Genomic DNA, 15684 nt, shown 5'->3' with positions numbered 1-15684 from the left:
TGCTCACGGCGCCGGTTGCAGTGCCGGAGCTCTGGCCAACCGGAATGGTGATGATTTGCCCATTAGCCAAGGCCACTACAACCGGAGCGCCAGTCACCGCTGCGCCGACGCTGGCTGTATAGACGATGGTCCCGCCCTCAGCCACCGATGGCGTGGCGGTTAGCGTTACAGTAGTGGTGTCAGTTACGTCAGTGACCGAGGTGCTGACCGGGTCCGTGTTGGCAACGAGGTTCTCGAAGTTACCGCCGCTGATAGCAGTGATGCTATTTGTGACCGCATCATGACCCTGATACACATCGTTGCCGACGGCACTGATTGCAGTCCCGGAGCTCTGGCCAACCGGGATGGTGATGGTTTGGCCATTGGCCAAGGTCACTACAACTGGACTTCCAGTCACTGGCGACCCGACGCTGGCGGTATATCCGATGGTGCCGCCTTCAGCCACGGTTGGTGTGGCGGTCAGTATCACCGTCGTGGTGTCCTGAACATCGGTTACGACAGTACTGACAGTGTCGGTGTTAGCGACGAGATTTTCGTAGTCACCGCCGCTGACGCTGGTGATGCTGTTGGTGACCGATTCATGTCCTTGGTAGACATCGTTGCTGACGGCACCTGTTGCGGTGCCAGAGCTTTGGCCAACCGGAATCGTGATGATTTGCCCGTTAGCCAAGGCCACTACAACCGGAGCGCCAGTCACTGGAGCGCCGACGCTGGCGGTGTAGACGATGGTGCCGCCTTCCAACACAGACGGCGTGGCGGTGAGGGTTACTGTCGTGGTATCCGTTACGTCTGTAACGGCAGTGCTGACGGGATCCGTGTCGGCAACAAGATTCTCGTAATTGCCGCCGCTGACGCTAGTGATGCTGTTGGTAACTGCCGCGTGGCCTTGATAGACATCGTTGCTGACGGCACCCGTTGCCGTGCCGGAGCTTTGACCAACCGGGATGGTGATGATTTGGCCATTGGCCAAGGTCACCACGACCGGACTACCCGTCACCGCTGCGCCGACGCTGGCGGTGTAAATGATGGTGCCGCCCTCGGCAACCGATGGCGTAGCGGTCAACGTCACGGTCGAGGTGTCGATGGTATCGGTGACGCTGGTTACCGCTGCTGTTCCGTTGATCGCCAGGTTTTCGAAGTTGCCGCCAGTAGCGTTGGTAATACTGGCACTGACCTGACCGGCGTCGATGTACGGATCATCGCCAGGCGCGACGACAGTAACGCTGCCTGTGGTCTGGTTCGCACCGATGGTAATCGTCTGGCCATTACTCAGCGTCACAGTGACGGGAGATTGAGCGACGTTGCTCAGGGTGGCGGTATAGACGATCTGCCCACCCTCAGCGACGCTTTGCGTAGCCGCGAGCGAAACCGTGGTGGTGTCCTGCACGTCAGTGACTGCGGTGCTCACCACGCCCTTATCGGCGACCAGGTTCTCGTAGTTGCCGCCTGACACATTAGTGATGCTGTTGGTAACTGCCGAGTGGCCTTGATAGACATCGTTGCTGACCGCGCCGGTAGCGGTGCCCGAGCTCTGTCCGACCGGGATGGTGATTGATTGACCATTGGCCAAGGTCACCAGAACCGGACTACCAGTCACCGGAGCGCTGACGCTGGCGGTGTAAACGATGATGCCACCCTCAGCCACGGCTGGCGCAGCAGTAAGGGTCACCGTGGTCGTGTCAGTTACATCGGTTACAGCAGTACTGACCGGATCGGTATTGGCCACAAGGTTTTCGTAGTTTCCACCGCTGACGTTGGTGATGCTGTTCGTGACAACCTCATGACCTTGATATACATCGTTGCTCACGACACCTGTTGCGGTGCCGGAGCTTTGGCCAACTGGAATCGTGATGGTTTGGCCGCCAGACAAGGTGACAGTCACCGAACTTCCTGTCACCGGCGCCCCGACGCTAGCGGTGTAGACGATGGTGCCGCCTTCAGCCACAGATGGCGTAGCTGTGAGCGTGACCGTTGTAGTGTCCGTTACATCGGTCACGGCTGTGCTGACGATGTCGATGTTGGCGACCAGGCTTTCGAAGTTACCGCCACTGACACTGGTGATGCTGTTGGTGAGCGCATCATGGCCCTTATAGACGTCGTTGCTGACGGCGGCGGTTGCTGTGCCAGCACTCTGACCAACAGCAATAGTGATGATTTGGCCTCCAGCAAGGGCAACGAGTACTGGACTCCCGGTCACCGGCGCGCTAATGCTGGCGGTGTATACGATGGTGCCTCCCTCGGCGACCGAGGGTGTAGCGGTCAGCGTTACGGTCGATGTGTCGATGGTATCGGTGACGCTGGTTACCGCTGCCGTGCTGTCGATTGCCAGGTGTTCGAAGTTGCCGCCAGTAGCGTTGGTAATACTGGCACTGACCTGGCCTGCGTCGATGTACGGATCATCGCCAGGCGCTGCAACGCTTATGCTGCCTGCAGTCTGGTTGGCGCCGATGGTAATGATCTGGCCATTGCTCAGGGTAACGGTGACCGGCGACTGAGCGGCGTTGGACAGGGTGGCGGTGTAGACGATCTGCCCGCCCTCTGCGACGCTTTGCGTAGCCGCCAGCGAAACCGTGGTGGTGTCCTGTACGTCAGTGACAGTGGTGCTCACCACGCCCTTATCGGCGACCAGGTTCTCGTAGTTGCCGCCAGACACGTTGTTGATGCTATTGCTAACTGCCGCATGGCCTTGATAGACGTCGTTGCTGACAGCATCCGTTACCGTGCCGGAGCTCTGGCCAACCGGAATCGTGATGACTTGGCCATTGGCCAAGGTCACTACAACCGGGCTTCCAGTCACCGGCGCGCCGACGCTGGCGGTGTAAACGATGGTGCCGCCTTCGGCAACCGATGGCGTAGCAGTCAACGTCACGGTCGAGGTGTCGACGGTATCGGTGACGCTGGTTACCGCTGCTGTGCCGTTGACCGACAGGTTTTCAAAGTTGCCGCCAGTGGCGTTGGTGATACGCGCACTGATCTGACCGGCATCGATGTACGGATCATCCCCAGGCGCAGCTATGGTGACGCTGCCGGTAGTCTGGTTCGCGCCGATGGTAATGGTCTGGCCATTGCTCAGGGTTACGCTGACCGGCGACTGAGCGACGTTGGTCAGGGTAGCGGTATATACGATCTGGCCACCCTCAGCGACCGTTTGCGTAGCCGACAGTGAGACTGTGGTTGTGTCCTGCACGTCGGTGACGACAGTGCTGACGGTATCGGTGTTGGCGACCAGGCTCTCAAAACTACCGCCACTGACGCTGGTGATGCTGTTGGTGACCGCCTCATGGCCCTGATAGACATCGTTGCTGACAGCAGCCGTTGCAGTGCCGGAGCTCTGGCCAACCGCAATGGTGATGGTTTGACCATTGGCCAGCGTCACTACAACCGGGGCGCCTGTCACCGGCGCGCCGATGCTGGCGGTGTAGACGATGGTGTCGCCTTCAGCCACGGATGGTGTAGCAGTGAGGGTCACCGTTGTTGTGTCCGTTACATCGGTCACGGCTGTGCTGACGATGTCGGTGTTGGCGACCAGGCTTTCGAAGTTACCGCCACTGACACTTGTGATGCTGTTGGTGACAGCATCATGGCCCTGATAGAGATCGTTGCTGACGGCGCCGGTTGCGGTGCCAGAGCTTTGTCCGACGGGGATGGTGATAGATTGACCATTGGCCAAGGTCACTACAACCGGACTTCCAGTCACCGGCGCCCCGACGCTGGCGGTATAGACGATGGTGCCGCCCTCGGCCACAGACGACGTAGCGGTCAAGGTCACTGTCGTGGTGTCCGCCACATCGGTCACCGCAGTGCTGACCGGATCCGTGTTGGCGACAAGATTCTCAAAGTTTCCGCCGCTGACGCTGGTGATGCTGTTGGTGATCGCATCATGCCCTTGGTAGACGTCGTTGCTCACGGCGCTGGTTGCGGTACCCGAGCTTTGACCAACCGGGATCGTGATGGTTTGGCCGTTGGCCAAGGTCACTACAACCGGAGCGCCAGTCACCGGCGCTCCGATGCTGGCGGTGTAGACGATAGTGCCGCCCTCGGCCACAGACGGCGTAGCGGTCAAGGTCACTGTCGTGGTGTCCGCCACATCGGTAACGGCAGTGCTGACGGGATCCGTGTTGGCGACAAGACGCTCAAAGTTACCGCCACTGACGCTGGTGATGCTGTTGGTGACAGCATCATGGCCCTGATAGACATCGTTGCTGACGGCGCCGGTTGCAGTGCCGGAGCTTTGGCCAACCGGGATCGTGATGATCTGTCCGTTGACCAACGTCAATACAACTGGGGCACCAGTGACCGGAGCGCTGACGCTGGCGGTATACACAATGATGCCGCCTTCAGCGACCGATGGCGTGGCCGTCAGCGTCACGGTCGAAGTGTCGATGGTGTCAGTGACGCTCGTTACCGCTGGCGTGTCGTTGATCTCCAGGGTTTCAAAGTTGCCGCCAGTGGCAGTGGTAATACGGGCGCTGATCTGACTAGCGTCTGTATACGGGTCATCGCCAGGCGCAGCGACGCTTATGCTGCCAGTCGTCTGATTGGCGCCGATGGTGATGGTCTGACCATTGCTCAGGGTTACGATGACCGGCGACTGAGCGACGTTAGTCAAGGTGGCGGTGTAGACGATCTGGCCTCCCTCTGCGACCGTTTGCGTGGCCGATAGCGAAACCGTAGTGGGGTCTTGGACGTCAGTGACTGCGGTGCTGACGGGATCCGTGTTGGCGACAAGATTCTCGAAGTTACCGCCGCTGACACTGGTAATGCTGTTGATGACCGCTTCATGTCCTTGATAGACATCGTTGCTCACGGCGCCAGTTGCGGTGCCTGCACTTTGGCCAACCGGGATCGTGATGGTTTGGCCATTAGCCAAGCTCACCACGACCGGACTGCCAGTGACCGGAGCGCTGACGCTGGCGGTGTAGGTGATGGCACCGCCCTCGGCAACAGCCGGCGTAGCGGTCAGGGTGATCGTTGTGGTGTCCGTTACATCGGTAACGGCAGTGCCGACGGGGTCCGTGTTGGCGACAAGATTCTCAAAGTTACCGCCACTGACGCTGGTGATCCTGTTGGTGACCGCATCGTGGCCTTGGTAGACATCGTTGCTGACAGCACCCGTTGCGGTGCCAGAGCTTTGTCCGACGGGGATGGTGATTGATTGACCATTGGCCAATGTCACCAGAACCGGACTGCCAGTCACCGGCGCTCCGATGCTGGCGGTGTAGACGATGGTGCCGCCCTCGGCTACGGATGGCGTAGCAGTCAGTGTCACAGTGGTCGTGTCAGTCACATCATTCACAGCAGTGCTGACAGGATCCGTATTGGCAACGAGGCTCTCGAAGCTGCCGCCGCCGACGGCAGTGATGCTGTTTGTAACGGCATCATGTCCCTGGTACACGTCGTTGGAAACGGCTCCAGTCGCCGTACCTGAACTCTGTCCAACCGGAATTGTTATGGTTTGGCCATTAGCCAAGCTCACCACTACCGGACTCCCAGTCACCGGCGCGCCGACGCTGGCGGTGTAGACGATGGTGCCGCCTTCAGCCACGGATGGCGTGGCGGTCAGGGTCACGATGGTGGTGTCCGTTACGTCGGTCACAACTGTGCTGACGATGTTGGTGTCGGCGACCAGGCTTTCGAAATTACCGCCACTGACGCTGGTGATGCTGTTGGTGACCGCTTCATGGCCTTGATAGACATCATTGCTGACGGCGCCGGTTGCCGTGCCGGAGCTTTGGCCAACCGGAATGGTGATGGTTTGGCCGTCGGCCAAGGTCACTACAACCGGAGCGCCAGTCACCGGCGCTCCGATGCTGGCGGTGTAGACGATGGTGCCGCCCTCGGCCACGGACGGCGTGGCGCTCAGGGTTACCGTAGTGGTGTCCTGAACATCAGTGACGGTAGTGCTGACGGTATCGGAATTGGCGACGAGGTTCTCGAAGTTACCGCCACTGACGCTGGTGATGCTGTTAGTGACAGCATCATGGCCCTGATAGACGTCATTGCTGACGGCAGCGGTTGCAGTGCCTGAGCTCTGTCCGACCGGAATGGTGATGGTTTGACCATTGGCCAAGCTCACGACGACTGGACTGCCAGTCACCGGAGCGCCGACGCTGGCGGTGTAAACGATGGTACCGCCTTCAGCCACGGATGGCGTGGCGGTCAATGTCACAGTCGAAGTGTCGATGGTATCGGTGACGTTGGTCACCGCAGCGGTGCTGTTGATCGCCAGGTTTTCGAAATTTCCGCCGGTTGCGTTGGTGATACGCGCGCTGACCTGACCGGCATCAATGTACGGATCATCGCCAGGCGCAGCGACGGTGATGCTGCCTGTCGTCTGGTTCGCGCCGATGGTGATGCTCTGGCCATTGCTCAGCGTTACGGTAACGGGTGACTGAGCGGCGCTGGTCAGCGTGGCGGTGTAGACGATCTGCCCGCCCTCAGCGACGGTTTGCGTAGCCGACAGCGAAACCGTGGTGGTGTCTTGCACGTCAGTGACTGCGGTGCTTACCACGCCTTTGTCGGCGACTAGGTTCTCGTAGTTGCCGCCCGATACGCTGGTAATGCTGTTGCTGACCGCCTTATGCCCTTGATAGGCATCGTTGCTCACGGCATCCGTTGCCGTGCCGGAGCTTTGCCCGACAGGGATGGTGATTGTCTGACCATTAGCCAAGGTCACCACGACCGGCACCCCAGTCACGGGAGCATCGACGCTGGCGGTGTAGACGATGGTGCCGCCTTCCGCCACCGAAGGGGTGGCGCTCAGGCTGATGGTAGCGGTATCGAGCACATCAGTAACGGTGGTACTCACGGGCGTGGTCACGGCGACCAGGCTCTCGTAACTGCCGCCGCTGACGGCACTGATGCTGTTGATGACCGCAGCGTGTCCCTGGTAAGCGTCGTTACTGACCGCTGCGGTAGCGGTGCCGGCGCTTTGCCCCACGGCAATGGTGATGACCTGACCATTAGCCAAGGTCACCACGACCGGTGCGCCAGTCACGGGAGCATTGACGCTGGCGGTGTAGACGATCGTGCCGCCTTCAGCTACCGATGGCGTGGCCGTCAAGCTGACCGTGGTGACGCTCTGAACATCGGTGACAACAGTGCTGACCGGTGCGGTGCTGGCCACCAGGCTTTCGAAGTTGCCACCGCTTACGCCGAGGATGCTATTGGTCACAGGGGCATGGCCCTGATAGACATCGTCGCTGACCGCGTCGGTCACCGTAGCGAAGCTTTGCCCAACCGCAATCGTGATCTGCTGGCCGTTTGCCAGGGCCACGACGACCGGGCTACCCGTCACCGGTGCATTGACGCTGGCGGTGTAGACGATGCTGCCGCCCTCGACGACTGCAGGCGTGGCGCTGAGCGTGACCGTGGTGGTGTCGAGGGTATCGGTGATGGTGGTCAGTGCAGGCGCGCTGCTGATCGCCAGGTTCTCGAAGCTGCCTCCGCTGGCAGTGGTGATGCGCGCGCTGACCAACCCTTCGCCGCTGTAGGGGTCATTGTCCGGAGCCGGCACGCTGACGCTGCCAGAGGTCTGGTTGGCTGCGATGGTGATGACCTGGCCATTGCTCAAGGTCACGTTCACAGCCGTCTGCGCCGGGTTGCTGAGCGTCGCGGTATAGACAATCTGGCCGCCCTCGGCCACGCGCGGGGTGGCGCTCAGCGAGACGATCGTGGTGTCTAGGACTTCGCTGATCTGGGTGCTGACCGGGGTCGGGTCGGCGGTCAGGTTCTCGAAGCTGCCCCCGCTGACCGCGCTGATGCTGGTGCTGATCTGCCCTGGCCCCTGATAGGCGTCGTTGGCCACCGACACGCTGACCGTGCCAACGCTCTGGCCCACGGGCACGGTGATGACCTGTCCATTCGCGAGGGTGATCAGCACCGGTGAGCCGGTAGCGGGCGCCGAGAGGCTGGCGGTATAGACGATGCTGCCGCCTTCGCTCACCGACGGTGTCGCCGTCAGGGTCACTGTGCTGCTGTCGAGCGTGTCGTTGATCACGGTCAGGGCCGGCGCCGGGTCGGCTACCAGCAGCTCGAAGTTGCCGCCGGTTACCGATGTGATGCTGGCACTGACCGTAGTGGCGCTTTGGTACGCATCGTTCGCCACCTGCAAGGCCACACTGGCGCTGCTTTGACCCGCAGCGATGGTGACGACCTGCCCGTTGGACAGGCCGACGACCACGGCTGTCTGTGCCGCATGGCTGAGGGTTACGGTGTAGACGATGGCTCCGCCCTCGGCTACGGCGGGGCTGGCGCTAAGCGTGGCGGTGGTGGTGTCGAGCGTATCGACCACGCGGGTAGTGGCCGGGGTAGCGTCGATGCTCACGCCGATACCGCCGCCGCGTGTTTCGGTGATGGTGACCGACAGTACACGGTCGTCGATGTAAACCGTGTCGTTTGCCGGCACGGCAACCTTCACCGAACCACTGGTCTGGCCTGGAGCGATGGTGATTACCGCGCCATTGGACAACGTCACGGTCAACGCGCTGAGCGGCGCCTGGCCGACGCTGGCCACATAGGTGATGAGGCCGCCGCCTTCGCTGATCGAGGGTGTGGCGCTCAACGTCACGGCCGTGCCTGTACTCGCCGCCTCGGTTGCAGTGGGGGCAAGACCGGCGAATTGTTCCAGGCGCAGGCCTTCGCTGAAATTCAGCGGCCCGGTTGGGTAGCCGACGGTCGGGTCGACGCGGCCCGCCGTTTCCTCGAGCATGACGAAGCTATGCCCACCGCCCAGCGCGCCGCCGCCGTTGGCGTTGGTCGGGCCAGCGGCCGTGGCCTCCAGCGCAGTGGTCGGGTCGGCACCCGCCTGGATCGCCTGCTGCAGCTGCTCGACCGACGGTGCGGCTTGCGCCGTGGCCAGGGCCATATCGGTGCCACGGTCGGGCAGGGCTGCGCTCCACTGGCTGTCACGGCCAAGGTCCAGGTAACGGCCATCGGCCAACTGCAAGGTAACGGCGCCGCCCACGCCGGTGAGTACCTGCTCGCCTGCATACAGGCGATCACCCTCGATGAGTACACGGCGAATGCCTTCTGGGGATACCGCGATAACCTGGCCAACAATGCTTTTGACGATGGCAACAACCGTGCTCATGGGGCTCTCCAGATAACTCTACCGGTACATGTCGAGGGTGCGCGTGCCTAATATTTCAGGGGCGTTCACTCGGCAGGCGTCAAACTTACGTTGATCCAGATCGCGAACCATTAAAAGCGCCGCTATATTGACTCGCAGTAAGCTGGTGCAGAAGACTGCCAAACTAAGTCATACCGTTTAAATGGAAAAAACCAATACTTACTTTCGTATTAGTTGCATGGTGACGCGAGTTGCAGGCTTGTTCTGTCACGGCGCAGAGGCCCGGAATACCTGGGCTTGAGCAGTAAATCGCACCCCGCTTGGGTTTTTTTTGCGAAGTTTTGCACTTGCGCCCGCTGTATCTGAGGTTAGTCTTTAGTTATAGCGCTCTGGCTGCATTACACCATTCACGACATGCACACGAACCTTTGCGCGCTGCCACCGTCTGCTGCAAACAACACCGGGCCAATGTTGATGGGGGTTATGCCCCAACTACTGCAAGGAAGAGAGTGCCACGTGGAATCCGAAGTCCGTCGAGTTCAACTCAGTCATGACCCGCGCAGCCAGCACGACGATCCCTTGCTGGATTGCCTGCTGACCCTCTGTGTCCTGCATCAACGGCCTGCCAGCCGAGTCATGCTGACCACCGGATTGCCCTTGCCTGCGCAGCGCCTGAGCCCCGAATTGCTACCCCGTGCCGCCGCTCGTGCCGGCCTGCAAGGGCGTCTGTTGCAACGCAAGCTGGAGCAGATTCCGACCATCGCCATGCCGGCCATCCTGCTGCTCAAAGAAGGTCGCGCGGCAGTGCTGTTGGGCTGGGAGAATCCCGAAACGGCGCGCCTGCTGCTGAGCGAAAGCGACGGCGGCGAAGTACTGGTGACCCGCGAGGCGCTCATCAGCGACTACAGCGGCCGCGTCTTCTTCGCACAGCCCCAGCACAAGTACGACGTCAACCACGGTAACCTCATCCCACGCTCGCGCTCCTGGTTCCGCGACACCCTGCTGCGCAGCAAATGGCTGTACATCGATGCCATTGCAGCCAGCCTGGTCATCAACCTGATAGCCCTGGCCGCGCCGTTGTTCGTCATGAACGTCTACGACCGCGTGGTCCCCAACCAGGCGACCTCGACCCTCTGGGTGCTGGCAGTGGGCATTACCGGTGCCTACCTCTTCGACCTGATTCTCAAAGGCCTGCGCAGCCTGTGCCTGGACCTGGCCGGGAAGAAGGCCGACCTTATCATCTCGGCCACTTTGTTCGAGCGCATCGTCGGCATGGCCATGAAGTACCGCCCGGCGCGGGTAGGCAGTTACGCGCAGAACATCCATGAATTCCAGGGGCTGCGCGATTTTCTCGCCTCGCTGACGCTCACCAGCCTGATCGACTTGCCTTTTACGCTGATCATCCTCATGGTCATCGCCATCATTGGCGGGCACCTGGTATGGATTCCCATCCTGGCCTTCCCCTTGGCGCTGGGCATCGGCTATGCCTTGCAGAAGCCCTTGATGTCGACCATGGAAAGAACCATGGCGCTGGCCACCGAACGCCAGTCCAGCCTGATTGAGACCCTTGCCGGTCTGGATGCAGTCAAGGTCAACAATGCCGAGAGCGAGCGCCAGTACCGCTGGGAACAAACCCTCGGCACCCTCAGCCGCCTTGAGCTGCGGGTCAAAGTGCTGTCGGGTCTGGCCATGAACATCACCTTGCTGATCCAGCAGCTCGCGGGCGTGGCGATGATCTGCGTAGGTGTCTACCTGATCATCGATGGCAGTTTGAGCATGGGGGGCCTGGTCGCCTGCTACATGCTCAGCGGCCGCGCGCTCGGCCCGCTTGGCCAGCTCAACGGCCTGCTCGCGCGTTACCAGCAGGCCAAGGTAACCATGACAGCCACTGACCAGATGATGGAGCTGCCGCAGGAGCGCAACTTCGAGGAGCGCCCGCTGAGCCGCCAGGTGCTGCAAGGCGCGATCGAATTTCGCGGGGTCGATTTCACCTATCCCAACCAGCAGAACCAGGCCCTGAAGAACATCAGCCTGAGCATCCGCCCGGGTGAAAAGGTCGGCATCATCGGCCGCAGCGGCTCGGGCAAGAGCTCCCTGGCCAAGCTGTTGGTGGGCCTGTACGAGGCGGACAACGGCTCGCTGCTGGTCGACGGCGTGGACATTCGGCAGATCGACGTCAGCGAACTGCGCCACAACATCGGCTACGTGCCACAGGACATCCAGTTGCTGGCCGGCACCTTGCGCGACAACCTGGTCAGCGGCGCCCGCTACATCGAGGATGAAATGATCCTGCAAGCTGCCGAGCTCTCCGGTGTGCACGAATTCGCCCGCTTGCACCCGGACGGTTACGAACTGCAGGTCGGCGAGCGTGGGCAGAACCTGTCGGGCGGTCAGCGCCAGAACGTCGCCCTGGGTCGGGCGTTGTTGCTCAACCCGCAGATCCTGCTGCTCGACGAACCCACGGCAGCGATGGACAACACCGGCGAGGAGCGCCTCAAGCAGCGCCTGCAGGCGGTGATCGAGAGCAAGACCGTGTTGCTGGTTACCCACCGTGCCTCGTTGCTGTCGCTGGTGGACCGCTTGATCGTCATCGACCGCGGCCAAGTGGTGGCCGATGGGCCGAAAGCCTCTGTCATGGATGCGCTGAAGAAGGGGCAGATCAGTGTTGCATAAGCTCGATATCGGTCATTTCAAGGATCAGCTGCGCCGCTATTTCAAGGGTTCGGAATCCCTGCATGGCCAGCCGCTGCCCGAGGTCAACAAGGCGCTGATCGAAGACGCGCCACGGGTCGTGCGCTTGACCATCTGGGGCGTCATCGCGTTCTTCGTGTTCCTGATCGTCTGGGCCAGCTTTGCGCCCATCGATGAAGTGACGCGCGGCGAAGGCAAGGCCATCCCGTCGTCCAAGGTGCAGAAGGTGCAGAACCTCGAAGGTGGCATCGTCGCCGAGATATTCGCCAAGGAGGGCGAGGTGGTGGAAGTCGGCGAACCGCTGCTGCGCCTGGACGAAACCCGTTTCGCCTCCAACAAGGGTGAAACCGAGGCCGACCGCGTGGCCATGGCTTTGCGCGTCGAACGTTTGAGCGCTGAGGTCGAGGGCACGCCACTGCAGATCGAAGACAACCTGCGCCAGGCCGCGCCCAACCAAGCTGCCAATGAAGAGTCGCTGTACCAGAGCCGCCGCCAGCAGCTGCAAGACGAGCTCGGTGGCTTGCAGCAGCAGCTGGTGCAAAAGCAGCAGGAGCTGCGTGAGTTCACCTCCAAGCGCGCCCAGTACGCCAACAGCTTGCAGCTGTTGCGCCAGGAGATCGGCATGTCCGAGCCGCTGGTGGCCAGGGGTGCCGTGTCCCAGGTCGAGATCCTGCGGTTGCGCCGATCGGAGGTCGAGCTGCGCGGCGAGCTGGATGCGACCTCCTTGGCCATTCCCCGCGCCGAGGCTGCCATCAAGGAGGTCGAAAGCAAGATCGAGGAGACCCGCGGCAAGTTCCGCAGCGATGCGCTGACCCAACTCAACGAGGCGCGTACCGAGCTGAGCAAGGCCACCGCCACCAGCAAGGCCCTGGACGATCGGGTCAACCGTACCCTGGTCACCTCGCCGGTGCGCGGTATCGTCAAGCAGTTGCTGGTCAACACCATTGGTGGGGTGATCCAGCCTGGCAGCGACATCATTGAAATCGTCCCGCTGGACGACAGCCTGGTGATCGAGGCCAAGATCCTGCCCAAGGACATCGCCTTCCTGCACCCTGGCCAGGAGGCCATGGTCAAGTTCACCGCCTACGACTACACCATTTACGGTGGCCTGGAAGCCAAGCTCGAGCAGATCGGTGCCGATACCATCACCGACGAAGACAAGAAGACCACGTACTATCCGATCCGCCTGCGCACCGACAAGAGCCACCTGGGCAGCGACGACAAGCCGCTGCTGATCATTCCCGGGATGGTCGCTACGGTGGATATCAAGACCGGCAAGAAGACCATCATGAGCTACCTGCTCAAGCCGATCATCAAGGCCCAGGACGAGGCACTGCGCGAGCGCTGAGAACGCTCACGGCTTGACGATGATGGCCGGGCCGGGCGAAGTCTGCAGATCGCGCTCGGGGATTTCCCAGATCACCAGCTTCGGTGGCGTCTGGGTAAAGGCGGCGCTGCTGAAATAGGCCCGCGCAGCGCCGTAGAACTCGCCGCCGTCCTTGGCGAAGTTGCCCACAGGCGCAGCCAAGGCCTGTTGCAGAAAACCGACGAAGTTGGAGTTGCGCGAGAACGAGGTGCCGATGAGTGCCACGTTGGGCAGGTTATCGTCGCCGAACAGGTCGTCGAGGCTATCCACCGCTTGCGCCTGTTCCTTGATGACCGAAGCTTGCACCCGCTCGGCTGCCGGCTGGAGCCTTGCCTCCAGCCAGTCCAGGCCGGCCAGGCGGACCAAGTCCCCTGCTCGCGGTGCCAGTGCCTGCTTGCTCACGTCGAACCCACGGTTCGGCGCAGGTTCGATACCCATGGCTTTGACGCGTGCCGCAATCGCCTGCGCGGCTGCCTGAGTGCCCACTTCGCTCCAGTGCGTGTCAAGCCGCAAGTAGGCAGGCGCGCCCAGAGGCTGCAGGGCTTCTGTCAGGTTCAGTACCTGCACCCCGGCCATGGTCAGGCTGTCAGCCCAGTGCTGGGCGCGCTGCGCGAGGCTCGCCGGGCGCGGCAGGCCGCACAGCGCGCTGGCCGCGATGCGGCTCTTGTCGGGGACCACGCTCACCAGCAGGGCGATCCCGCGTGCCTGCAAGGCGTCACGCAGGGCAATCACCTGACCGGCCTTGGCCGCAGCGTTTTCGGCAGCGTTGCGGTTGATCGTCAGTTCGTCACTGAGAAACAGCCAGCCGTCGCAGCCTTGGCGTACCCGTGGACCGGTGTCACCGAGCAGCAGCCAGCTGCCGCCACGCTCAAGCTGCGCGGCGTGTTCAGGCAGCGGCGCCTTGGCCAGCTCCTTGGCCACGCGGTGGGTGAGCTCACCGTGCAAAATGTCCTCGTTCGACGCAAGCTTGCCGGGCAGCCACTGGAAAGACCCTTGGGCCATCAGCCAGCCGCACGACAGCAGCCCTGCGCCGAGCAAGGCTGCCAATACGGCGCCAGCCAGCGTGCTGCTGCGCAGGGCGGTGGCGCTTGGGGGCGTTGGCCCGGTGCTCGGAGTTGGGGTCGTGGTGGTCATCAGAACTGGAAGTACAGAAAGGGCACGGCATCACGGCTGGCAATCAAGCTGAATGCCAACAGGAACCCGGCCACGGGCCACAGGGCAGCCCCAGCGGCATACAGCGCGCTGTGACTGAAACGTTGCTCGATGCGCGCCTGCCACAGCGGCGCGATCACGCAGAACACACCGAGCGCTGCCGCCAGGCCGTGCACCGGGCGCAGGGTTGCCGCCAGGGCCTCGCCCAGGGCGAAGGCATGCAGGCCGAACTGGCCGGCGTACAGGTCCAACGCAGTGGCGAAGTCCGGGGCACGGAACAGCGTCCACGCCAGGCACACGAACAATAACGTCAGGCTGTGGGACAGCACCTTCGGTACCGCTGGCAGGCTGGAGCGGCTCCAGGCCCGGTCGACACACAGCGCCACGCCATGGGCTGCGCCCCAGAGCAGGTAGTTCCAGCTGTCGCCACCGTGCCAGAGGCCGGCGATAGCCATGGTCAGGAACAGGTTGCGGTAGGTGTTCCAGGTGCCGAAACGGTTACCGCCCAAGCCGATGTACAGGTAGTCGCGCAGCCAGCTGGACAACGACAGGTGCCAGCGCCGCCAGAAGTCCTGGATGCTGCTGGCGAGGTAAGGCCGGTTGAAGTTCTCCGGAAAGTGAAAGCCCAGCATCAGCCCCAAACCGATGGCCATGGCGCTGTAGCCGGCAAAGTCGAAGAACAGCTGCAGCGAGTAGGCGAGGCAACCGACCCAGGCATCCATGAACGATGGCTCGGGCACATGAAACGCCACGTCTACCAGCGGCGACAGGGTATCGGCGATCAGTACTTTCATGCTCATGCCGATCATGAAGCGTCGCGCACCCAGGCAGAACAGGCTCCAGTCGAACTGGCGCTGCTGAAGTTCCAGGCGTACCCAGTCATAGCGGATGATCGGGCCGGCGATGGAGTGCCCGAACATCGACAGGTAGGTGGCGAAGTTGAGGAAGCTGCGCTCCACCGGCACCGTATGGCGGTGCACGTCCACCAGGTAGGAAATCGCCTGCAACACGATGAACGACAAGCCTGCCGGCAGCGCGACCCGTTGCCACTCCATCGGCAGCGCACCGTAGTGGGTGATCAGTGCGTTTACCGTGGCGGCCAGGATATTGGCGTACTTGTACCAGCACAGTACCAAGGTGTTGAACACGATCAACGCGATCAGCAGCCGCACCCGGCCGCGACCATCCTCGCGGCTGTGGTCCACGGCCAGCCCACCGGCCCAGGCGATCGCTGTCAGCAGCATGTGCAGCAACAGAAACAGCGGGCTCAACCAGCCGTAGAACAGCCAGCTGCCGATCAGCAGCACGCCATTGCGCCAGGCGGGTCGGCTCAGCGCATACACCAGCATGAACAGCGGCAGGAACAGCGTGAGGAACTCGAGCGAAGCGAAAACCATGATCGGCC

General features: G+C 62.0%; 5 protein-coding genes. 2 read left to right on the top strand and 3 right to left on the bottom strand.

Annotated features, from left to right (window positions below; all coding sequences use genetic code 11):
- The coding region (locus ACLEJW_RS11745; RefSeq protein ID WP_440777575.1) for a retention module-containing protein at nucleotides 1-9091 on the bottom strand (9091 nt) is incomplete at its 3' end.
- 495 nt (nucleotides 9092-9586) lie between these two features.
- Here ACLEJW_RS11745 and ACLEJW_RS11740 point away from each other — a divergent pair.
- A complete protein-coding gene (locus tag ACLEJW_RS11740; RefSeq protein ID WP_440777574.1) occupies nucleotides 9587-11743 on the top strand; it encodes a type I secretion system permease/ATPase in 2157 nt (718 codons plus the stop codon).
- Entirely contained in the window at nucleotides 11733-13109 is a 1377-nt protein-coding gene (locus ACLEJW_RS11735) for an HlyD family type I secretion periplasmic adaptor subunit (RefSeq protein WP_440777573.1), read from the top strand. Before ACLEJW_RS11740 ends, ACLEJW_RS11735 begins: the two co-directional genes overlap by 11 nt.
- A 6-nt stretch (nucleotides 13110-13115) precedes the next feature.
- On the opposite strand, the gene ACLEJW_RS11730 is transcribed toward ACLEJW_RS11735, so the two are convergent.
- Nucleotides 13116-14261: an alginate O-acetyltransferase AlgX-related protein gene (locus ACLEJW_RS11730; RefSeq protein WP_440777572.1), complete on the bottom strand. Its 1146-nt coding sequence runs from the start codon at nucleotides 14259-14261 to the stop codon at nucleotides 13116-13118.
- Complete coding sequence (locus ACLEJW_RS11725; RefSeq protein WP_440777571.1) at nucleotides 14261-15676, bottom strand: MBOAT family O-acyltransferase; 1416 nt, start codon at nucleotides 15674-15676, stop codon at nucleotides 14261-14263. The genes ACLEJW_RS11730 and ACLEJW_RS11725 overlap by 1 nt, the downstream gene beginning before the upstream one ends.
- Nucleotides 15677-15684: the final 8 nt, after the last annotated feature.

The sequence above is a fragment of the Pseudomonas sp. SMSB3 genome (assembly GCF_052041965.1).
Lineage (GTDB): Bacteria > Pseudomonadota > Gammaproteobacteria > Pseudomonadales > Pseudomonadaceae > Aquipseudomonas.
Note: the sequence above shows the minus strand (reverse complement) of the source record. Positions and strands in the feature narration are given on the sequence as shown.

Bases quoted from the DNA above. Each gene is read 5' to 3' on its own strand.
- ACLEJW_RS11730 (WP_440777572.1), bottom strand. From the start codon at position 14,261: ATGACCACCACGACCCCAACTCCGAGCACCGGGCCAACGCCCCCAAGC.
- ACLEJW_RS11725 (WP_440777571.1), bottom strand. From the start codon at position 15,676: ATGGTTTTCGCTTCGCTCGAGTTCCTCACGCTGTTCCTGCCGCTGTTC.